At 64.5% G+C, this 19,984-nt stretch carries 18 protein-coding genes; 7 read left to right on the forward strand and 11 right to left on the reverse strand.

Annotated features, from left to right (window positions below; translation table 11 throughout):
* Positions 1–174 precede the first annotated feature (174 nt).
* Positions 175–1,176: a TorF family putative porin gene (locus AC0L20_RS06885; RefSeq protein ID WP_007596962.1), complete on the forward strand. Its 1,002-nt coding sequence runs from the start codon at positions 175–177 to the stop codon at positions 1,174–1,176.
* 240 nt (positions 1,177–1,416) lie between these two features.
* Here AC0L20_RS06885 and AC0L20_RS06890 read toward each other — a convergent pair whose 3' ends face one another.
* Entirely contained in the window at positions 1,417–3,180 is a 1,764-nt protein-coding gene (locus AC0L20_RS06890; protein WP_473287940.1) for an ABC transporter ATP-binding protein/permease, read from the reverse strand.
* Positions 3,181–3,492: 312 nt separating this feature from the next.
* Here AC0L20_RS06890 and AC0L20_RS06895 point away from each other — a divergent pair, with 312 nt between their 5' ends.
* Together AC0L20_RS06895 and AC0L20_RS06900 are read left to right on the forward strand one after the other, a co-directional pair.
* A complete protein-coding gene (locus AC0L20_RS06895) occupies positions 3,493–5,157 on the forward strand; it encodes an L-lactate permease (protein ID WP_473287941.1) in 1,665 nt (554 codons plus the stop codon).
* Between the two features lie 138 nt (positions 5,158–5,295).
* On the forward strand, positions 5,296–5,694 hold the full coding sequence (locus AC0L20_RS06900) for an META domain-containing protein (protein ID WP_473287942.1): 399 nt from the start codon (positions 5,296–5,298) through the stop codon (positions 5,692–5,694).
* A gap of 196 nt (positions 5,695–5,890) precedes the next feature.
* Here AC0L20_RS06900 and AC0L20_RS06905 read toward each other — a convergent pair whose 3' ends face one another.
* Positions 5,891–7,102, reverse strand: a complete 1,212-nt coding sequence (locus AC0L20_RS06905) for a hypothetical protein (RefSeq protein ID WP_473287943.1) — start codon at positions 7,100–7,102, stop codon at positions 5,891–5,893.
* A gap of 25 nt (positions 7,103–7,127) precedes the next feature.
* Here AC0L20_RS06905 and AC0L20_RS06910 point away from each other — a divergent pair, with 25 nt between their 5' ends.
* Entirely contained in the window at positions 7,128–7,307 is a 180-nt protein-coding gene (locus tag AC0L20_RS06910; protein WP_473287944.1) for a hypothetical protein, read from the forward strand.
* On the opposite strand, the gene groL is transcribed toward AC0L20_RS06910, so the two are convergent.
* On the reverse strand, positions 7,304–8,935 hold the full coding sequence (gene groL / locus AC0L20_RS06915; protein WP_027520435.1) for a chaperonin GroEL: 1,632 nt from the start codon (positions 8,933–8,935) through the stop codon (positions 7,304–7,306). The two genes, AC0L20_RS06910 and groL, sit on opposite strands and share 4 nt — an antisense overlap.
* 143 nt (positions 8,936–9,078) lie before the next feature.
* Entirely contained in the window at positions 9,079–9,375 is a 297-nt protein-coding gene (locus AC0L20_RS06920; RefSeq protein ID WP_007596954.1) for a co-chaperone GroES, read from the reverse strand.
* Positions 9,376–9,688: 313 nt separating this feature from the next.
* Between AC0L20_RS06920 and AC0L20_RS06925 the strand changes: the two genes are divergently transcribed.
* Positions 9,689–10,210 (forward strand): hypothetical protein, encoded by a 522-nt coding sequence (locus AC0L20_RS06925; protein WP_007596953.1) that lies wholly within the window; start codon positions 9,689–9,691, stop codon positions 10,208–10,210.
* A gap of 170 nt (positions 10,211–10,380) precedes the next feature.
* On the opposite strand, the gene AC0L20_RS06930 is transcribed toward AC0L20_RS06925, so the two are convergent.
* Positions 10,381–11,160: a protein phosphatase CheZ gene (locus AC0L20_RS06930; protein ID WP_007596952.1), complete on the reverse strand. Its 780-nt coding sequence runs from the start codon at positions 11,158–11,160 to the stop codon at positions 10,381–10,383.
* A 314-nt stretch (positions 11,161–11,474) separates the two neighbouring features.
* On the opposite strand from AC0L20_RS06930, the gene AC0L20_RS06935 reads away from it, so the two are divergent.
* Positions 11,475–12,275, forward strand: coding sequence for a L,D-transpeptidase (locus AC0L20_RS06935; RefSeq protein ID WP_473287945.1), 801 nt, complete (start codon positions 11,475–11,477; stop codon positions 12,273–12,275).
* A 72-nt stretch (positions 12,276–12,347) separates the two neighbouring features.
* On the opposite strand, the gene AC0L20_RS06940 is transcribed toward AC0L20_RS06935, so the two are convergent.
* From AC0L20_RS06940 to AC0L20_RS06960, 5 genes are all read right to left on the reverse strand, one after another.
* Complete coding sequence (locus tag AC0L20_RS06940; protein ID WP_473287946.1) at positions 12,348–13,172, reverse strand: DUF2076 domain-containing protein; 825 nt, start codon at positions 13,170–13,172, stop codon at positions 12,348–12,350.
* 133 nt (positions 13,173–13,305) lie between these two features.
* Positions 13,306–14,151: a ChbG/HpnK family deacetylase gene (locus tag AC0L20_RS06945; RefSeq protein ID WP_473287947.1), complete on the reverse strand. Its 846-nt coding sequence runs from the start codon at positions 14,149–14,151 to the stop codon at positions 13,306–13,308.
* A complete protein-coding gene (locus AC0L20_RS06950) occupies positions 14,148–15,209 on the reverse strand; it encodes a glycosyltransferase family 2 protein (RefSeq protein ID WP_473287948.1) in 1,062 nt (353 codons plus the stop codon). Before AC0L20_RS06950 ends, AC0L20_RS06945 begins: the two co-directional genes overlap by 4 nt.
* Positions 15,210–15,321: 112 nt before the next feature.
* The gene (gene hisG, locus AC0L20_RS06955; RefSeq protein WP_473287949.1) at positions 15,322–16,299 is read right to left on the reverse strand and encodes an ATP phosphoribosyltransferase; all 978 of its coding nucleotides are present in this window, start codon (positions 16,297–16,299) and stop codon (positions 15,322–15,324) included.
* Between the two features lie 3 nt (positions 16,300–16,302).
* Positions 16,303–17,454, reverse strand: coding sequence for an ATP phosphoribosyltransferase regulatory subunit (locus tag AC0L20_RS06960; RefSeq protein ID WP_473287950.1), 1,152 nt, complete (start codon positions 17,452–17,454; stop codon positions 16,303–16,305).
* 731 nt (positions 17,455–18,185) lie between these two features.
* Between AC0L20_RS06960 and AC0L20_RS06965 the strand changes: the two genes are divergently transcribed.
* On the forward strand, positions 18,186–19,130 hold the full coding sequence (locus tag AC0L20_RS06965) for a helix-turn-helix domain-containing protein (RefSeq protein ID WP_473287951.1): 945 nt from the start codon (positions 18,186–18,188) through the stop codon (positions 19,128–19,130).
* Between the two features lie 83 nt (positions 19,131–19,213).
* Here AC0L20_RS06965 and AC0L20_RS06970 read toward each other — a convergent pair whose 3' ends face one another.
* The gene (locus AC0L20_RS06970) at positions 19,214–19,966 is read right to left on the reverse strand and encodes a 16S rRNA (uracil(1498)-N(3))-methyltransferase (RefSeq protein ID WP_473287952.1); all 753 of its coding nucleotides are present in this window, start codon (positions 19,964–19,966) and stop codon (positions 19,214–19,216) included.
* Between the last annotated feature and the right edge of the window lie 18 nt (positions 19,967–19,984).

The raw sequence follows: 19,984 nt of genomic DNA on the forward strand, positions 1-19,984 counted from the left end.
CCTTTCGTGGAATCGTCAGAACGCCCAAAAAGTCGGCAGATGCCCGCGTTTTTTGCTTCACGGTTTACGCCACTCCATCCAGATTGTCGCAGTTACGAAATTTGCAATCAGGTCGTGCGTTCCGGGGGCTTCCGGGATCCGGCTGGGGTCATAGAACTGGTGATGGGGATCGAAATGAAAAAAGTGGCTTTGTTGGCAACGGCGCTGGCAATGGTGACGGGCTCGGCTTTCGCGGCAGACATGGCGGTGAAGGCTAAGAAGGCCCCGGTGGTTGCTTTCGATCCCTGGGATATCGCCTTCGGCGGCGCCATCATGAGCGACTACATCTTCCGCGGCGTCACGCAGTCGAACCACAAAGCGTCGGTCGCGGCCTATTTCGAGCCGCGCTACAACGTCAACAAGGACCTCCAGCTCTACGTCGGCGTGTCCGCCGAGAGCATCTCCTTCGCCAATCGCGCCGCCGCTGAAGTCGACATCTACGGCGGTATCCGCCCGACCTTCGGCGCCTTCGCGTTCGACATCGGTGTCTGGGGCTACCTGTATCCGGGCGGCAGCTGCGCCGACAACGTGCTCACCGGCGGCATTCCCGGCGGCAACGTCTGCGGCGTCAGCACGACCACGATCTTCCTCGCCGACGGCAACGTCATGAAGAAGGACGTCAGCTTCGTCGAAGTCTACGGCAAGGTGAACTACACCATCAACGACAGCTTCACGGTCGGCGCGACCGAGTACTACTCGCCGAACTTCCTGAACTCGGGTGCCTGGGGCAACTACGCTTCGTTGACCGCCAAGTACACGGCGCCCAGCACGGCTTTCGGTCCCTCCGGCATGGGCATGTATGTGTCGGGTGAGTTCGGCCGGCAGTGGTTCGGTACTTCGGATGCCTTCTACGGCACCGGCGTCGGCACCGTTTTCGCCAATGGTATCCCCTACAAGGACTACAACACCTGGAACATCGGCATCGGCTTCACCTACAAGGTGTTCACGCTGGACCTGCGTTACTCCGACACCGACCTGAACAAGGGTGATTGCAACGCCTTCACCAGCGCCTTCAACGCCACCGGCACCACCAACGTCACCGCGATCAATCCGGGCGGCGCTGGCTCCAACTGGTGCGGCGCGGCCGGCATTGCCAAGCTGTCGTTCGACCTGACCGCGATGAGCAACCTGAAGTAAGCTTCTTCCCGAAGCGACTTGATTGAGGGCGGCAGGACAACCTGCCGCCCTTTTGCTTTGGGCGCGTGGGGCGCAGGCCGGGGGGCTGCATGGTTCGAGACGCCTCCGGCCGCTCCTCACCATGAGGGGGCACGGATTTCAGCGCGCGGACAGACCTCATCCTGAGAGCCCGCCAAAGGCGGGCGTCTCGAAGGATGGCCGCAACGAAGGGCCATAGCCTCAGGGAATGGTCGAGCCGCCTCAGCGTGCCGCGCTCGGCTCCTTTTCGACCGGCACACCACCGTCACCGAGGACGTGGATCGCGCCGTGCTTCACCATCGTCACCTTGCGGGTATGGAAGGCTTCCAGCGTCGAGCGGTGGCCGATCGAGACGACGGTGGCCTGTGGCAGCTTCTCCGCCAGCAACCGGTACAGGCGGGCCTCGGACGGCTCGTCCAGCGAGGCCGTGGCCTCGTCCAGGAACAGATAGTCCGGCGCGTGCAGCAGCGCGCGGGCGAGCCCGAGGCGCTGCTGCTCGCCCAGCGACAGCATCCGGTTCCAATGACCGTCCTCCTCAAGCCGCTCGGCGAGGTCGGGCAGCCCGACCGCGATCAGCGCGTCCCTGACGCGTGAGGTTTCGAACGCGCCCGGCGCGGCCGGATAGACCACCGCGTCGCGCAGCACGCCGACCGGGAAATAGGGGCGCTGGGGCAGCATCATCAGCTTCGCCTTTTCCGGCACGAAGATGCTGCCGGTGCCGAACGGCCAGATGCCCGCGATGGCCCGGAACAGCGTCGACTTGCCGGAGCCCGACGGTCCGGTCACCAGCACGCGCTCCGGCGTCTGGACGGAGAAGGCGTCGGCGGCCACCAGCGGCGTGCCGCTCGGCAGGTTCACGCAAAGCTGTTCGAGAGAGATATTGCGATTGCCGCCGGCGGCCTTGAGGGCAATCGCAGGCTCGTGCGGCGGCAGGTGCGCGGCCGCATCGACCGACATCTCGAATCCGTCGAGGCGGGCGACGATCGAGCGCCATTCCGCCAGCGATCGGTACGCCGTGACGAAGAACGACAACGCGCCCTGTACGCTCGAGAAGGCGGAGGCGGTCTGCATCATGTCGCCAAGCTGGATCCTCTTGGCGAAGAAGGCCGGCGCCACCAGCACGTAGGGAAAGATCACGGCGGCCTGCTGATAGCTCGCGGTGAACGCGGTGAGGCGCTTGGTACGGCTCATGATTGAGTACCAATTGCCGATCACGAAGCCGAAGCGGTCCAGTAGGCGGCCGCGCTCGGCGCCTTCGCCCTTGAGCAGCGCGATCTGCTCGGAATTCTCGCGGACGCGGACGAGGTTGAAGCGGAAGTCGGCTTCATAGCGCTGCTGCTCGAAATTGAGATTGACCAGCGGGGCGCCGATCCAGTGCGTCAGCGCCGTGCCGAAGATCGCGTAGACCAGCGCGCCCCAGCACAGATAGCCGGGGATCATGAGATCGGCGCCGAACAGGTGCAACGGCGCGGCGTTGGAGAGGCCCCAGAGGATGATCACGAAAGAGAACAGCGTCACGATCGACGAGAGCAGGCCGAGCCCGATGGTCAGGGTCTGCTCGACGAAGTTCTTGACGTCCTCGGTGATGCGCTGGTCCGGGTTGTCGGCCGCATCGCCCTTGAGCTGCATGCGGTAGTGGGTGGCGCCTTGCAGCCATTCGCCCAGATAGTGCCGGGTCAGCCATTGCCGCCAGCGGATCTGAAGCCACTGGTTCAGGTACAGCTTGTAGACCGCCAGCGCGATGAAGGCGGAGGCGAGGCCGATGAAGATCCAGATTTCCCTGACGAAACTATCCCAGTCACTTGCCTGCAGTGAGCTGTAGAACCGGTTCTGCCATTGATTGACCAGGACGTCGATCGCGACCAGCGCCAGCTCCATCGCGATGACAGCGGCGAGCAGGCCGCGGCCAGCCCATTTGTCCTCCGACCGGAAATACGGGGCGGCGATTCGCCAGACGATCGCGAGCGTGGCGCTGATGTTCTTCACAGAGCTCTGTCTCCTGAGGGGATGTGCACAACTGCCCGGGCCAAAGACCTGAGACGATGGCGGAAATCGGCGCGCTTAGACTAAAGTCGCGAGTCCTGCAATTTGCGTTGGCTTGTCGCAGCTTGCAACCCTAGCATGGGGCTCATCGGCGCGGGGTGGGGGCCTCCGGGATTTCGCGAGCTTGTGAGCGGACGGGAACCGCTGCATTCGCGAGGAATTCGCGTCCAGCTCGGGGGTTATCGCTTCAGCGTCAAGCAGGATCGGCTGTCCACGCGGGCCGCCTGCAGCACACATGCGTGGGGGAGGAAGATCATGTGGAATCAAGTTTATGATCCGTTGCACAGCCCTGTGCTGTCGACGATCGCGGCGGCAGTCCCTGTCGTCACATTGTTGGTCCTGATCGCGAGCGGCCGCGTCCAGGCTCATATCGCGGCGGTCATCGCCGTGATCGTGGCCAATTTGATCACGATCTTCGTCTTCACCATGCCGGCGAACATGTCGATCCGTGCCTCGGTGCTGGGCATCGTCACCGGCTTCTTCCCGATCGGCTGGATCGTTCTCAACGTCATCTTCCTCTACCAGGTAACGGTTACCACCGGACGCTTCGAATTGCTCAAGCGCGCGGTCGGCGGCGTCACCGAGGACCGGCGGCTGCAATTGCTGCTGATCGCGTTCTCGTTCGGCGCCTTCTTCGAAGGCGCTTCGGGCTTCGGCACGCCGGTCGCGATCACGGGCGCCGTCCTGATCGGTCTCGGGTTCTCGCCGCTTGCAGCAAGCGGCCTGTCGCTGATCGCCAACACCGCGCCGGTCGCCTATGGCGCGCTGGGCACGCCGATCCAGGGCTTAGCCTCGGTCACCGGCCTCGACCCCTACATCCTCGGCGCGATGGTCGGCCGGCAATTGCCGTTCTTCTCGCTGATCGTGCCGTTCTGGGTAGTGTGGGCGTTCGCGGGCTGGAAGGGCATGAAGGATGTCTGGCCGGCGATCCTGGTCACCGGCGTGTCGTTCGCGGTCCCGCAATTCGTGATCTCGAACTTCATCAATCCCTGGATCGTCGACATCGGCGCATCGCTGATCTCGATGGGCGCGCTGATCCTGTTCCTGAAGGTCTGGCAGCCGAGGCAGCTCTGGCTGTCCCCGGCGCTGCGCGGCCGCGATGAATCGGCCGCCACCATGGCCGCGGCAAAACCGATGGACAAGACGCCGCTGACGCAGAGCGAGTTGTTCAGCGCGCTGCTGCCGTGGATCATCGTCTGCATCGTGATGCTGATCTGGGGCAATGGTGGATTCAAGACCTGGGCGAACTCGATCTTCACCTGGAACTATCCCGTTCCCGAGCTGCATCAGATGATCAACAAGATGCCGCCGGTCGCGCCAGGACCGACGAAAGAGAGCGCGGTGTTCGGCTTCACCTATCTCTCGTTCACCGGCACGGGCATGCTGATTGCGGCGATCATCTCGGGCTTCCTGATGGGCGTCGGGCCCGGCAAGCTCTTGATCCAGTACGGCCGCACCATCCGGCTGTGCGCGATCTCGCTGATCACGATCTCGGCGATGCTCGCGATCGGCACGCTGACGCGGCTCTCTGGCGTCGACGCGACGCTCGGCCTCGCCTTTGCTGCAACCGGCGTGCTCTATCCCTTCTTCGGCACGCTGCTCGGCTGGTTGGGCGTTGCGCTAACGGGATCGGATACCGCTTCCAACGTTCTGTTCGGAAATCTTCAGAGGATCACCTCCGAGCAGCTTGGTCTGTCGCCGATCCTGATGGCTGCGGCGAACTCGTCCGGCGGCGTGATGGGCAAGATGATCGACGCCCAGTCGATCGTGGTCGCGTCCACCGCGACGAATTGGTACGGGCACGAAGGCACGATCCTGCGCTTCGTGTTCTGGCACTCGATCGTGCTGGCTTCGTTGGTCGGCGTGTTCGTGACGTTGCAGGCCTATGTCTGGCCGTTCACGGCGATGGTGCTGAAGTAGCAGGCCACGCGCGGCTTCAAGCCAAATCCCCGCGAGGTTGGTCCTCGCGGGGATTTTTGCGTGGCGCATGGGCGAACCTTCTCAACGGCGCCGCCGTCTTATAGAAGGTGGCGCAAATCAGGTCGTTCGAGAGGTCTCATGGTTTCGTTCAGGCAGATGGTGTGTGCGGCAGTTGCAATGCTCGCGATGTCCACGCTCGCGCGTGCGGAGGACGGTTTTCCGTTCGGCACCGAGATGACGCTGGAGGCGCTGCCGCAGCCGGGCTCGAAGCGGATTCCGAACATCGAGATCGGCGACAATGGTGAGGTCGTGCTGGAGCTCTGGTGCAAGGGCGGCAAGGGCCAGTTCTCGGTCGCCGGCAACACCGTGATCTTCGTTCCCGGCCAGATCCAGGACCGCTCCTGCCCGCCGGCGCGGGCCCAGGCCGACGACGATCTCGTTGCAGCGCTGGGCGGCGTCGAGACCTGGAAGCGCCAGGGCGACGTGCTGACGCTCGTCGGCCCCAAGCCGCTGCGTTTTCGCGTCAACGGCAATTAGCCACCGCTGTCATTCCCCGCGACCCGGCTACGCCAAGGCTTCGCCGGGGTTGAGGTCCAGGGGCGCCGAAGCTTTAGCGTAGGCGTCAAGCGGGGAATCCAGTACGCCGCGGCTTCTCGAGTCATCAAAACCGTCTCGGAGTACTGGATCGCCCGGTCAAGCCGGGCGATGACCGAGAGTTGATGTGCGGGCTACATCACTTCCACACCGACTTGTCGGCGTCCCAGCGCTGGCCTTTCAGCTCCTTGGCGAGCGCCTCGACCGAACCGTTGTCGTCGGGCTGATCGCCTTCCTCGTCGGCGGTCGCTTCGTCCGAGAGATTGAGCTTGGCGCCGCTGCTCTCGTCAGTGGTCGTGGTCGCGGGACTCCCGACCCAGAGCATGAGCTTGTCGGTCGTGCCGGGCTTGTCGGGCGAGACAAGGCCCGCGACCTCGATCGTGTCGGTGAGCTCGAGCGCGGGAAAATCCTGGTTCGGGCGCTTGAACACCAGCTTGAGCTTGCCGGTCGCCGGGTTGAAGCTTTGCGAGACCGGCTTTGCCGCGAGCGTCCTGCTCAGCACGCCAGCCACCGCGGCCGCGAGCTTGTCGCGGTTGATCTTGTCGCCCTCGCGCCAGTCGGCGGCGGCAATGCGGATGGTGCGGTCCATCTCGGTCATGCCCGCGGTCCAGCCCGCGGCGGTGACGCCGGGCGTAGCCTTGAATTTTGCCAGCAGCGCGCCGGCGCGCTCCGGATCGACCGACATGTTGATGGTCTGCTCGCCCGCGCGCAGCGCGTCGCAGCCGACGGTGAGGCTCGCCAGCGTCACCTCGACGTCCTGGCCCTTCAGGCTCTTCAGGAACTCGGTCGCGGCATCCAGCTTGACCTTGACCGCGATCGCTTCCGGCGAGACGTCGGTGAAATCCTTCGGCTGCGGCGTGATTCCGTCGTCGGAGGTCTGGTTGTCGAGGAATTCCTTCTCGCTGAGATCGGAATTGTCGGGCGAGGTGACCTCGGTCACGGCTTGGCCAATGCTGATCTGGCCGCGGAATTCGAACGTGTCTCCCGCCTGTTTGCGCAGCAGCTTGACGGTGACCGGCGCCTTCGCACCCAAGCTCTGCGTCGTACCCGTCAGGTTCTGGCCCGCGACCTGGAGATTGACGACGAAGCGGTCCTTGCGGTCGGAATTCTTCGCGACGGGATAGCAGACGTCGAGCACGGCTGCGGTGACGGTCTTGCCCTGGCGTGTCTCCTTCAGGATCACGTCGGCATTGCCGTCCATCAGCCCGTCGATCGAGGTGAAATAGCGCGTCTCGACGCCGCCCGGCGCCGTGGCCTTCGGCGCCAGCTTCATCTGGGCGGATGCGACCTCAGGCGAAACTGCAAGCAGAGCCGCCAACAAAACCGTCGGGCAAACCAGAAGCGCGCGCATCGACGAAATCCCCAGGCAATGGGGCATGATCCGGAAAAATGTGAAGCGGTCTTCCGTTGAGATCATGCCCAAACAATTCGAATCGGGCGTCACCGTAGTGGGTTTTGGCCGCCGGTTGAATTGGAAAGCACGGGGCATGATTGCCAAAAAAGAAGGCCGCCCGGAGGCGGCCTTCGCAACACTGTGGGCTGAGGATCGGCCTTAGAAGCCGCCCATGCCGCCACCGGCCGGCATGCCGGGCGCGGCGTCCTTCTTCGGCGACTCGGCAACCATGGCCTCGGTGGTCACCAGCAGGCCGGCGATCGAGGCGGCGTCCTGGAGCGCGGTGCGCACCACCTTGGCAGGGTCGATGATGCCCTTCTCGACCATGTCGACATACTCCTCGGTCTGGGCGTCGAAGCCGAAGGTCTCGGACTTGTTCTCCAGGATCTTGCCGACGACGATCGAGCCTTCCACGCCCGCGTTCTCGGAGATCTGGCGGATCGGGGCTTCCAGCGCCTTCAGCACGATGTTGATGCCGGCCTGGACGTCGGCATTGGCGTTGGTGAGACGGCCGACCGCCTTCTTGGCGCGGAGCAGCGCGACGCCGCCGCCGGGAACGATACCCTCCTGCACCGCGGCGCGGGTGGCGTTGAGCGCGTCTTCGACGCGGTCCTTCTTCTCCTTGACCTCGATCTCGGTGGCGCCGCCGACGCGGATCACCGCGACGCCGCCTGCGAGCTTGGCGAGGCGCTCCTGGAGCTTCTCACGGTCGTAATCCGAGGTGGTCTCCTCGATCTGGGCCTTGATCTGGCCGACGCGGGCCTCGATCTCCGGCTTCTTGCCGGCGCCCTTGACGATCGTGGTGTTCTCCTTGTCGATCACCACCTTGCCCGCGCGCCCAAGCATCTTCACCGTGACGTTCTCGAGCTTCATGCCGAGATCTTCGGAGATCAGCTGGCCGCCGGTGAGGATCGCGAGGTCCTCGAGCATGGCCTTGCGGCGGTCGCCGAAGCCCGGCGCCTTGACGGCGGCGACCTTCAGGCCGCCACGGAGGCGGTTGACGACCAGGGTGGCCAGCGCCTCGCCCTCGACGTCCTCGGCGATGATGACGAGCGGCTTGCCCGACTGCACCACGGCTTCCAAGACCGGCAGCATGGCCTGCAGGCCGGACAGCTTCTTCTCGTGCAGGAGGATGTAGGCGTCCTCGAGCTCGGCGGTCATCTTCTCGGGGTTGGTGACGAAGTAGGGTGACAGATAGCCGCGGTCGAACTTCATGCCCTCGACGATGTCCACCTCGGTGTCGAGCGACTTGTTCTCCTCGACGGTGATGACGCCCTCGTTGCCGACCTTCTGCATCGCCTGCGCGATCATCTTGCCGATGGCGGCATCGCCGTTGGCCGAGATGGTGCCGACCTGGGCGACCTCGGAGGAGGCGGCGACCGGCTTGGCGCGCTTCTCGATGTCCTTGACGACGGCCGCGACCGCGATGTCGATGCCGCGCTTGAGGTCCATCGGATTCATGCCGGCGGCAACCGACTTGGCGCCTTCGCGCACGATGGACTGGGCCAGCACGGTCGCGGTGGTGGTGCCGTCGCCGGCGAGGTCGTTGGTCTTGGAGGCGACCTCACGGACCATCTGGGCGCCCATGTTCTCGAACTTGTCCTCGAGCTCGATCTCCTTGGCGACGGTGACGCCGTCCTTGGTGATGCGGGGCGCGCCGAACGACTTCTCGATGAGCACGTTGCGGCCCTTCGGGCCGAGCGTCACCTTGACGGCGTTGGCGAGAATGTCGACGCCGCGCAGCATGCGATCGCGCGCGTCTCCGGAAAACTTGACGTCTTTGGCAGCCATGGTCTGCAATTCCTCTTGTTTCGTGATGTGTCTTGTTTATTGGGCCGCCTCATTCCGGGGTCCGCGATCGAACCCGGCGGAATGATGCATGCCCGGATCGAGTGACCCGGGCATGCATTCAGCGGCCGTTCAGGCGTTTGGCCTTAGGCCATCACGCCCATGATGTCCGACTCCTTCATGATCAGGAGCTCATCGTTGTCGATCTTGACCTCGGTGCCCGACCACTTGCCAAACAGCACACGGTCGCCGACCTTGAGGTCGATCGGGATCAGCTTGCCGGCCTCGTCGCGGCCACCGGGGCCGACGGCGACGACTTCGCCCTGGGACGGCTTTTCCTTGGCCGTGTCCGGAATGATGATGCCGCCCTTGGTCTTTGACTCGGCGTCGATACGTTTGACCACGACACGGTCATGCAGCGGACGAAATTTGGATTTAGTCATGACGTTTCCCTTTGGAGGCTCGTTTCGGAAGGAGTGAAAGTGGGCGGGCGGCGCTTCCGTCCACCCTTCCCGAGGATCGATCGGCGCGCGTTAGCAATCCATCTTTCAGAGTGCTAATGGTGCGTCCGGGAATATGGCTTGGCCGCGATCCTGTCAAGCAAAGGTGGTTAAGCGATTGGTGAGACGGATATAGGATGGTGACATTGGAAACTTGTTCGGGGCGCCGGCGTATTAAAGGACGTCATTGCTCCGGCAGCGGTTTTGCGCTTGGCTGCGGAAGGGGTGCGGCCATGGTTTTGTCCGGGGGAATGCCATGATCAGTTCAGCTCACGCGCGCACGGTCGCCAATCTGGCGGCGGCTTCTTGCCTGGCGCTGCTGCTTGGCGCCTGCGGCGGCGGCATGAGCCTGCCGTCCTTTTCTTCCTCCTCACCGCCTCCCGAGGCCGAGCCCGGCACCGGTCCGGAAATGCCCGCCTCGATCCGCGCCGACGAGATCGTCGGCCGCTGGGGCCTCGCCTCGTTCCAGAACCCGGCCGACCGCGCCCGCACCGAGGCTGCCGCCCGGGCCCAATGCAAAAATCCTTACGTGATCACCGCCGGCTCCTCCGGCGGCGTGATCATGCATCTGGCGGACCAGGCAACACCGCAGGAGCTGCGGCTGAAGGGTTCGCCCAGCGGCAAGAACTATATCGGGCCGGCGGGTCCGACGCCCGGCGAGCAGGACCGCGAGATCGTCTCCTTCGACGGCCGCGTCCTCATCACCCGCTTCATCGACAAGGACGCCGCCACCCGCTACGGCAACATGGTCTACGTCCGCTGCGCGCCGAGGGCGTGATCGGGGCGCCGGCCTAGCCACTCGTCATTGCGAGGAGCGAAGCGACGAAGCAATCCAGGCTGCCTCCGCGGACACAGTCTGGATTGCTACGCTTCGCTCGCAATGACGTCCCAAACAAAAAAAACGCCGGCTCTCGCCGGCGTTTTGTTTTTCCGTAGTGTCGCGTCCGCTCAGTCGAACAGCGCGTCGATGTCGTCCTGCGAGGCGTGGCCGACGTCGCCGGCGAGCTTCGGGCCGTTGAGAAGCTTGTCGTCATCGCTGCGGGTGTCGACCTGCGGCACGACGTGGGACTTGATCGCGTCGACGCCGCCCCAGATCTCCATCATGGAATTGATATGCTGCTCGATGAACTTCATCGTGCTCATGACCTTGCTGATGCGCTGGCCGGTCAGGTCCTGGAAGTTGCAGGCTTCGAAAATCGAGATGACGCGTTCCTGGATATCGTCGGCGAGCCGCTTCTGCTGATCGGCCGATTGCACCTTGGCCATCGCGCTGGCCGCCTGGTCGATCGACTCGGCGGCTTCGAGGATCTGCTGGGTCGCCTGTTCGGTGCCGCCGACCACCGCGCCGAGCTCGCCATTGACCTTGGCCATTTCGCCGCCGTCGAAGCTCTTGCCATGCAGTGTCGCGATCTCGCGTTTGGTGCGGTCGATGGCGTCGTGGATGAGGTCGAGCTCGACCTTCAGCTTCTCGCACTGCTCGATCTGCGCCCGGTAAGTATCGAGCATGGTGCGGGCTTCGGAGAGCTCGTGGGCGGTGGAGGCGTCGATCGCCGCCATGGCGGCGCTGCCGGACAAGGGCACGGTGCCCTTCGCCATCTGTGCACGGATCGCACGCAACTCGGCCATGATCTCGCTATGCATCGGCGCAGCCTCCTCAATCATTTCGGGGCTGGGCATCTCGCCGACAATAGCCTCCTCGACACGAAAACGTTTGCGGTGAATAGCCATCAAGAACTCCCCCCACCTCACTCACGCGTCTTTGTAGGCAGAAGCGATTTAACACGAAGTTCACAGCCGGAACTGTCGCGCGGTTGTGCGCGACGGCTTGCAAACGGGCGATTAACCATGCGTGCGCAGCGTTCATCGAAAATAAACGCTGATCGCCAAATTGCACCGCTGCCGACGACGTGGTGAATCGAAATGGCGTTTCCGTTTACCAAACAAAACGGCTTTTGCTCTTTATTGACCACGTCGCGGGTGCGGATCAGCCACCACCTCGCCACGACGCATGTGATCTAGACGAAACAGTACAGAGTACGTCGATGTTCAAGAAAATGTCTGTTGCGCTGCTTGGCAGCGCTTGCACCTTCATTGCCGGCGTCAACAGCGCCAGCGCCTTCGACAATAGCGTGCCGAACGATCCGCCCGCGGTGCTCTATCAGCCGCAAGTGCCGCCTGCGCCGGTGCGTGTCGCCTCCAATTCGAACATGGGCGGCGGCTTCATCGAGTTCATGTTCGGCGACGGGCCCGGTCGCGGTCCGGCCTACGCTCCGCAGCAGCCGATGTATCAGCAGCAGCCAGGTTATTATGACCAGCGCCGCCTGCCGCCGATGGGCGAGCCGCAGATGCAGGGCGCAGGTCTCCAGCAGGAGGCAGTCGATCCGCGGCAGCGTCAGTTCGACCCGAGATTCGAGAAACAACTCGTTGACTATAGCGGCAATGAAAGCGCCGGCACGATCGTGGTCGATACGCCGAACAAGTTCCTCTATCTCGTCGAGGGCAACGGCCGGGCGATGCGCTACGGCATCGGCGTCGGCCGTCCCGGCTTCACCTGGTCCGGCGTGAAGTCGATCACGGCGAAACGCGAATGGCCGGCCTGGACGCCGCCGGCGGAAATGATCGCGCGCCGTCCCGACCTGCCCCGGCACATGGAAGGCGGCCCGGAAAATCCGCTCGGCGCGCGCGCGATGTATCTCGGCTCGACGCTTTACCGTATCCACGGTTCGAACGAGCCCTGGACCATCGGCACCAACGTCTCCTCGGGCTGCATCCGCATGCGCAACGAAGACGTCATCGATCTCTACGGTCGCGTCAATGTCGGCACCAAGGTCGTCGTGATGTAGGCGCATAGCGCTCGGAACCAGAACGGCCGCCTCATCGGCGGCCGTTCTCGTTTGGAGCAAGGATAAAAAGCGTCAGGCGTAATCGCTGCCGCCATCATCTCCGCCGCCGAAATCGCTATCGTCGGCGAGGTCGACATTGCCGCCGTCATTGTCGTTCTGATCGTTGTAATTCTGGTCGTCGTTCGAAGCGTGGTCGGCGAAGCCCTGCCGGGAGGCATCACCGCGGTTCGAGCCGATGTCGTCGAGGCCGGCATCGCGCGCGAGCGAGCCGCCGGACTGATCGGTGCCGCTCCAGGGACCTCCACCGGCGCTGCGGTCGCCCAGGGCATTGGTGTCGCCGAAAGCCTGCTGATGCGATCCGCCCATCATGCCGCGGATGCTGGAGAGCAGCAGCGAGCCGCCGACGACGCCGGCCGCGGCTGCCGCCGCCGTGCCGAGGAACGAGCCGCCGCCACCGCCGACCGGCGGCGCGCCATAGCCCTGACCTGGACCTTGACCGTAAGCCTGCCCATAAGGCGGCTGGCCGTAACCGGGCTGGGTCTGCTGCATCGCCTGGCCGCTGTTCCACACCGGCCGCGAGTCACGCGGCGGCACGTTCGGAACCGAGCCGCGCGACGGACCCCCGCCGAACAGCGTGTCGCGCATGGTGTCCAGGAAACCGCCGGATTGCGCCTGCTCGGGGGCCTGCGCCGCCTCCAGCTCCTGGATGCGGTTGTGGGCGCGCTTCAGCGCCTCGTCCTGCAACAGCGTGGTCTGCACCAGCGCATAGATCGCGCCGGGCGCCTTGCGCAGGCCGTCGGAGATTGCGGCGATCGCGTCGGGATCGCGCGGTGCATTTTCCAGTTTCGAAAGCCGGTCGAAAAGCTCGTCGACGAGCTGGCGTTCCTGCGGCGTCATGGTCAGTCTCCCTCGCGCAAAACAAGCGCGAGGCAGATGTAGGGTTCCATTGTGGCCCCAACAGTGCCGGCTGGATTAAATTTCGGTATGCGACAAGCTGCCCCGCGGGCGGCTTTCTCGCAAACTGTCGGTTTCACCCCAGCGTGACGCCGCTGTCCGTCAGCAGGCGCGCGAAGGCATCGCCGGCGAGATAGGCGTGCTCGCGTTCGCGGACATCCGTCATCGGGTCGAGCCCGGTGAGGATGTCGTCGACGAAGCCGGGATGACACATGATGAGGCCGCCATCCGGCAGGCCTTCGAGGAATTGCCGCATCAGCTCGCCGAAATCGGCGGCTTGCGTGAAATCATAGGCGCCGGCGAAGCCGGGATTGAAGCTGAGGCCCGCGCTGCCGGCACGGCGGCGGAATTGCGCGCTGAGGATATCGAGCACCATGGCTTTCGGTGAAGCCAGCCGCTGCATCAGCGGCAGGTCGCGGCCGCCCTGGCGCACCCAGGCTTTTGGCGCGACTTCGGCGACGGCGTCGACAAAGCCGTCGCGCACCTGCGGGTAGAGCTGCACATGCTGATGGCCGTCGACGAAGTCAGGCGCGCGCCCGAACGCTTTTGCGAAGGCTGCCAGCTGCGCCTTGACCTCGTTGCGAAAGAATTCGCGGTCGAGCCTTCGCGCAAGACCCGCGCGCAGCAGCTTCGGAAACGGGAGAAACATGTCGCCGTCGAGCGGGCGGAAATGCATGGTGAGCGGCCGGAACGGTGCCGACAATGTCACGTGCAATCCGATCGCGCAGCGCGGGCTCGCTCGCGCTGCCGTCTGGAGCGCCTCGATCTCGCTGCGCTCGACCGCAGGTCCCACCATCATCACCGAGGTGGCGTTGAGACGGCCGCGTTCGATCAGGTCGCGGATGGCGCGATTGACGCCCGGGCTGATGCCGTAATCGTCGGCGCAGAGCCAGATCCGCCGCGGCGTCGCGGCCGCGCTCATTCGGCCGCCGTCCTCTTCGAGGCGTCCAGGGTTGAAGCGTCCTGGGCCTTGTCGGTCTCGAAATGCTTTTCACTGTGCTCGGCGACGAAGTAGATCGGGCGCGCCTTCAGCTCGGAGAGGATCTTGCCGATATATTCGCCGACGATGCCGATCATGATGAGCTGCACGCCGCCGATCGTCATCAGGCCGATCACGAGTGAGGGATAGCCGGGCACCTGCTTGCCGGTGGTCAAGACCTCCCACAGGATCGACAGGCCGAACAGGAACGCTCCGCCGGCGAGGATCACGCCGAGCAGGCTGGCGAAGCGCAGCGGCGCCACCGAGAACGAGGTGACGCCTTCGATCGAAAGACCAAGCAGACGCGCGGCGCTGAAGGTTGTCACGCCATGGGTGCGCGGCGCCGGTTCGTAATCAACGCGGATCTGGCGGAAGCCGATCCAGCTCGCGAGGCCCTTGAAGAAGCGGTTGCGCTCCGGCAGCTGCCTCAGTGCTGCGACCGCGCGCGGCGACAGCAGGCGGAAGTCGCCGGCGTCTTCGGGAATCTTCTGGCGCGCGCCCCAATTGATCAGCGCATAGAAGCCGCGCCCGGCGAGCCGCCGCAGGAACGGCTCGTTGTCGCGATGCGCCTTGGCGGTATAGACGACGTCGTAGCCGTCCTCGATCCAGTGCCGCACCAGTCGCTCGACCAGCGACGGCGGATGCTGGCCGTCGCCGTCCATGAACAGCACCGCGCCGAGCCGGGCATGGTCGAGGCCGGCCATCAGCGCGGCCTCCTTGCCGAAATTGCGCGACAGCGACACCACCTGGACGTCGACCGCGTCGGCCGGCAGCGAGCGGGCGATCGACAGCGTCGCGTCCGCGCTGCCGTCGTCGACATAGACGACCTCGCAAGCCAAGCGATAACGCTGACGCAAGGTCTTTGCGAGATCGCAGATGCGCTGGTGCAGGGCGGCAAGGCCCGCCGCTTCGTTGTAGAGCGGGACGACAATCGACAGTCCCTTCGCGGCGGTGCTTGCCGCGATGGTCGTCATGCCGGAAACGTCAGAGCCCAGCGTCATCGATCAAGGTTCCAGAGGCGATCAGGTTTTCTTGCAAGGTCATCTCGACAGCATATGGTAGCTGCCGTTTGCTGTCGCTACGCTGAACGGAATTGGTCAACAAACTTTGGGCTCACTGCCGCAGGAACGCCTCGAGCCTGGCGAACAGCGGGTTCTCCCGGTCGAACACGTAATCCAGCGAAACCACCGAGACGGTCTCGGCGCCATGGGTGCGCAGGAAGCTCGCGAGTGCGTAGAGCTGGCCCGGCGGGCAGTGCAGCGTGAGCATGCCCGACGAGGTCGGTCCGCCGAACGGGGCTTCGACGCCGAAGCGCTCGTGGGCCTCGGTGAGCATGGCCGCGTCGCACTGGCGGAAGCGGGTGCGGACTTCGCGGTATTTGTTGGCCCGCGCCCGCGCCGCGATGTGATCGAGGATGATGCGCGCGGTCTCCCGCGCCTGCGGCGACCAATCGGCGTCTCTCGAGGCGACCAGATTGGCCTGGCTGCGCAGGATCACGCCGTCGTCGAGCACCCGCAATCCGTTGGCGGCGAGGGTCGCGCCGGTCGTGGTGATGTCGACGATCAACTCGGCGCTGCCGGCGGCCGGCGCGCCTTCGGTCGCGCCCGTGCTTTCGACGATGCGGTAATCCGTGATGCCCTGGCTCTGGAAGAAGGCGCGGGTGAGATTGATGAACTTGGTCGCGACCCGCATCCGCATGTGATGCTGCTCGCGGAAGCCGGTGGTGACGTCGTCGAGGTCGGCCATGGTGCGGACGTCGATCCACGCCTGCGGCACCGCGACGACGACGTCAGCATAGCCGAAGCCGAGGCCTTCGATCAGGGAGACGCGCTTGTCGGCGTCCGCGATGGTCTCGCGCACCAGATCCTCTCCGGTGACGCCGAGATGCGCCGAGCCGCGGGACAGTTGCGAGGCGATCTCGCTCGCCGAGAGATAGGCGACCTCGACATTGTCGAGGCCCGTGAGCGTGCCGCGATAGTCGCGGGCGCCGCCCGCCTTCGACAGCTTCAGCCCGGCGCGGGCGAAGAAGGCCTCGGTGTTTTCCTGCAGGCGGCCCTTGGAGGGAACGGCCAGAACGAATGGCGCGCTCATGACTTAAGCTCCCACCTTGCGGCCGATCCGGGTCAGCGCATCCACCCAAACCGAGAAACCGACCGCGGGGATCGGCTCGGCCGATCCAAGCTGGGTCATCAGCCCGTCATAGCGGCCGCCGGCAACCAGCGGCTCGGCGCCGTTGCCGCGGTGATGCAGCTCGAATTCGAAGCCGGTGTAGTAGTCGAGCCCGCGCCCGAACGCGGTCGAAAACCGCGTCCCCTTCACATCGATGCCGCGCGCCGCCATGAAGCCGACCCGGCTTTCGAACTGGTCGATCGCAGCACTGAGGTCGAGCTTCGCATCATGGGTGAGCGCGCGCAGCTGAGCGACGGCGTCATCGGGGTTACCCGATATCGACAGGAAACGCTTGAGCACGGCGATGGCCTCGCGCGGCAGCGCACCGCCCTTCAGCGTCGACTGCTCGAGGAAGCGGTCGGCAATCTCGGCGGTGGTGCGGCCGCCGACATTGGTGGTGCCGGCGATCGACATCAGATCGGTGACGAAAGCGAGTGCCGCCTTGCGGTCGGAGCCGGCGAGCGCCGCGAGCACGCCCTCATATTCGCTGCGGGTCGCGGTGGTTGCGGCTGCCAGCCGCTCCAGATCCTGCTCCAGGCTGATCTTGCGGTTGAAATCCTTGACCAGGCGGCGGCGCCAGACCGGATAGAGGTCGAGCGCGTCGAGCAGCGCGTTGAACAGCGCCACGTCGCCGGTGCGGATCTCGACGTCGCGGACGCCGAACGCGGCGGTCGCCTCCAGCGCCAGCGCCAGCATCTCGGCATCCGCCGCAGCGCGGTCCTGACGGCCGAACGATTCGATGCCGGCCTGCAGGAATTCGCTGCTCTGGCCATTGCGGTAGCGGAACACCGGGCCGAGATAGCTGAATCCGGCCGGCTGGCCGGCACGGCCAGAGCTGAGGTAATCGCGGGCCACCGGAATGGTCAGGTCCGGACGCAGGCACAGCTCCTCGCCGGAGAGGTCCGTGGTCAGGTACAGGCTCTTGCGGATGTCCTCGCCGGAAAGATCCAGGAACGGTTCGGCCGGCTGCAGGATGGCGGGCTCGGCCCTGACATAGCCGGCCTGCGCGAACGACAGCAGCAGCGTGTCCGCCCAGGCGGCGGAGCCGGCAGCATGTGAGGTGGCAGTCGCGGTCATCTCAGGGGTCCATTGTCCCGGTGGAACCGGGCAGGGCAAGCAGGGGAAGCGAATTGCCGCAGGCCTTAGCATGGCCCGAAAGCGGTTTCGACCTCCAAAGGATCAATCGCTTAACAGCGTCGGAGCGACGCGCAGTTCAGCACAGGAGGCGAAGCTTGAATTACGTCTCTCCCAATTCGGGTAATATAATACCTATACATCCCGCTGCGTGACCCAGATGAATAGGGACCTTCATTCATTTCGGGGGCAGGGACGTCTCGGGGCGCTACCAAGATGAATGGGTCGCCTGAGGCGGAAAGCTCGGCCGGCTCGACCGCAAGTTCACCCGCGAGCTGCTCGGCCCGTTTGAGAATGCTCCACCGGTCGCATACTCAATTTGGGTAGGGGGACGATCCGTTCGCAGAGCCTTCGTTTACAATGCGAGTTGGTTTCCGATTCATGTGCAGCGCAACCGATGGTATCCGGTCGCGCGACACACGCTGGCCTATATGCTGTTTTCGATCTGCGACATTTCCGGCACTAAGACGAATTCGATCCGCTCAACCTTCTGATCGTTCATGCCATCTCAATGCTCCGCGACCTGCGGCGCGCCGGCGTCAGCGGGCCGGATGATTTGCGGGGCGCTAAAATCGCCGTTTCCAAGAAGAAGGCCAGGTAAGCAGCAGAACATGGATCAAAGCCGTCTAGTCCCTGCTCGCGAGGGAATGCAAAAGAGAGCGGCGGATCGCTTGATGTCGTTCCAGGATCTCAAGCCGTCCTCGGCGCTCGAGCTCAATTCGTATGACATCGATCATTTCGGCGAGACCGAGAAATACGCCGGCGCATCGAGCATGCCGTTGTCGGCCGGGGTGACAGCGATCATGCGTGCCCGGCTCACCTTGCCGACCCTGACCCTGTCGCTGTTAAAAACCTTCCCCCGGATCATTCGAGGCTATCAGTTCACCAATGCTGCCGCAGTGGCGGTACCGATGGATCACGTGACCTCTGCCCGCATCAACGGGCAATCGATGGGCGGTTCTGTCCTCGTATTGAAAGGTGATTCAGATTGCCTGGTGCATGAGCCGGAGGGGCGTCTGCTGGCAGTGGTCTACTTCAGTCCATCCGGGCGGGAGCCATTGCCTGAATTAGGCGATGGATGCCATTTGCTGAATCCGGCGCCGGACGTGCTTGCCTCGCTACGCCGTCTGATCTCGATCTCGCTTGAAACCGCAGCAAATGACCCAGACTTCTTGAACGAGCCGGCTTCGCAAACGATTGTCGAACAGTCGCTGCTCAGCACGATGGATGCGGCGATCTGGTCCAGTGTCGCAACCGGACCTGTGTCATCCATCACCGAGCATTATCGGCGGATCGTGGCTGATATGGAAAAACTGATTCGGCGCGATCTGATGATCTGGCACAAGACGACCGAACTGGCGGAGCAGGCGGGCGTGTCGGTCCGGACTCTCCAGAGTGCGACACGGGCCATCTGCGGCATGAGCCCACATCGCTATAGCCGGGTCTTGCGCCTCTGGTCGGTGCGCAAGCAACTGCGCACCGGCCGAGCGGGCCGGAGTGTGAAGTCCTGTGCGCTTGCGCATGGTTTCTGGCATCTCAGCGAGTTCGCAGCGAGCTACAGAGAGGCTTTCGGAGAGTTGCCTTCCGAGACTCTGAACCGATCGCTACGAGGCGAATAGCACGGTGCGGTCGCCCTCCACCTGGTTCGCTGGCCTTGGGCTGCTCAGATGATCGGCGGCCGGAAGGCCAACCAACTATTGCCTTAGCCGCGTTCGCCACCCCAATCGCCCAGCACCGCCTGCACCAGCGCCAGCGCGGCCACTGCGGCTGTGTCGGCCCGCATGATCCGGGGTCCCAGCGCCAGCCGCAGGATTTTCGGCTGCCGCAGCAGCAGCGCCCGCTCTTCATCGGCAAAGCCGCCTTCAGGGCCGATCAGCACGTCGATTCCGTCCGCCCCCTGTGCGCCTTGCAGGCTCTGAATGGGGTTTTCGAGCTCCGCCGCCTCGTCGCAGAAGATCAGCAGGCGGCCCGCGGCGCGCTGGCTGAGGAAGCGCTCCAGCGGCATCGGCTCGGCAACCGTGGCAATGCTGAGAATGCCGCATTGCTCGGCCGCTTCGACGACATTGGCGCGCATCCGCTCGGTATTGACGCGGGAGGCCTGGGTGAATCGGGTCAGCACCGGTTGAAGCGAGGCCGCCCCCATCTCGATGGCCTTCTGCACCATGTAGTCGAGCCGGGCATGCTTGAGCGGGGCGAAGACGTAGGCGAGGTCGGGCAGCCGGTCCTGCGGCCGGGTCTGCTGGAGGATGACGAGGCCGTCCGGCCGCTTGCGGCCTTCAATGGCGGCCTGCCACTCGCCGTCGCGGCCGTTGAACGCCAAAACCTCGGCCCCGGCGGCAAGCCGCAGCACATTGCCGAGATAATTGCTCTGGTCGCGGTCGAGCTCGACCCTGCCGTCCTGGGCCAGGGGGGCGTCGACGAACAGGCGGGGGCCGCGGAAATCGTAGGAGGGCATCGTTCAAAGGTCCGATTT

The sequence above is a fragment of the Bradyrhizobium sp. Kon58 genome, assembly GCF_055807455.1.

Excerpts from the sequence above, each read along its gene's own strand:
- AC0L20_RS06900 (WP_473287942.1), top strand. The coding sequence starts at position 5,296 with ATGGTTTCGTTCAGGCAGATGGTGTGTGCGGCAGTTGCAATGCTCGCG.
- groL (WP_027520435.1), bottom strand. The coding sequence starts at position 8,935 with ATGGCTGCCAAAGACGTCAAGTTTTCCGGAGACGCGCGCGATCGCATG.
- AC0L20_RS06910 (WP_473287944.1), top strand. The coding sequence starts at position 7,128 with ATGATCCGGAAAAATGTGAAGCGGTCTTCCGTTGAGATCATGCCCAAA.
- AC0L20_RS06925 (WP_007596953.1), top strand. The coding sequence starts at position 9,689 with ATGATCAGTTCAGCTCACGCGCGCACGGTCGCCAATCTGGCGGCGGCT.
- AC0L20_RS06945 (WP_473287947.1), bottom strand. The coding sequence starts at position 14,151 with ATGAGCGCGGCCGCGACGCCGCGGCGGATCTGGCTCTGCGCCGACGAT.
- AC0L20_RS06920 (WP_007596954.1), bottom strand. The coding sequence starts at position 9,375 with ATGACTAAATCCAAATTTCGTCCGCTGCATGACCGTGTCGTGGTCAAA.
- AC0L20_RS06935 (WP_473287945.1), top strand. The coding sequence starts at position 11,475 with ATGTTCAAGAAAATGTCTGTTGCGCTGCTTGGCAGCGCTTGCACCTTC.
- AC0L20_RS06970 (WP_473287952.1), bottom strand. The coding sequence starts at position 19,966 with ATGCCCTCCTACGATTTCCGCGGCCCCCGCCTGTTCGTCGACGCCCCC.
- AC0L20_RS06950 (WP_473287948.1), bottom strand. The coding sequence starts at position 15,209 with ATGACGCTGGGCTCTGACGTTTCCGGCATGACGACCATCGCGGCAAGC.
- AC0L20_RS06940 (WP_473287946.1), bottom strand. The coding sequence starts at position 13,172 with ATGACGCCGCAGGAACGCCAGCTCGTCGACGAGCTTTTCGACCGGCTT.
- AC0L20_RS06965 (WP_473287951.1), top strand. The coding sequence starts at position 18,186 with ATGTCGTTCCAGGATCTCAAGCCGTCCTCGGCGCTCGAGCTCAATTCG.
- AC0L20_RS06895 (WP_473287941.1), top strand. The coding sequence starts at position 3,493 with ATGTGGAATCAAGTTTATGATCCGTTGCACAGCCCTGTGCTGTCGACG.
- AC0L20_RS06930 (WP_007596952.1), bottom strand. The coding sequence starts at position 11,160 with ATGGCTATTCACCGCAAACGTTTTCGTGTCGAGGAGGCTATTGTCGGC.
- AC0L20_RS06960 (WP_473287950.1), bottom strand. The coding sequence starts at position 17,454 with ATGACCGCGACTGCCACCTCACATGCTGCCGGCTCCGCCGCCTGGGCG.
- AC0L20_RS06885 (WP_007596962.1), top strand. The coding sequence starts at position 175 with ATGAAAAAAGTGGCTTTGTTGGCAACGGCGCTGGCAATGGTGACGGGC.
- AC0L20_RS06905 (WP_473287943.1), bottom strand. The coding sequence starts at position 7,102 with ATGCGCGCGCTTCTGGTTTGCCCGACGGTTTTGTTGGCGGCTCTGCTT.
- hisG (WP_473287949.1), bottom strand. The coding sequence starts at position 16,299 with ATGAGCGCGCCATTCGTTCTGGCCGTTCCCTCCAAGGGCCGCCTGCAG.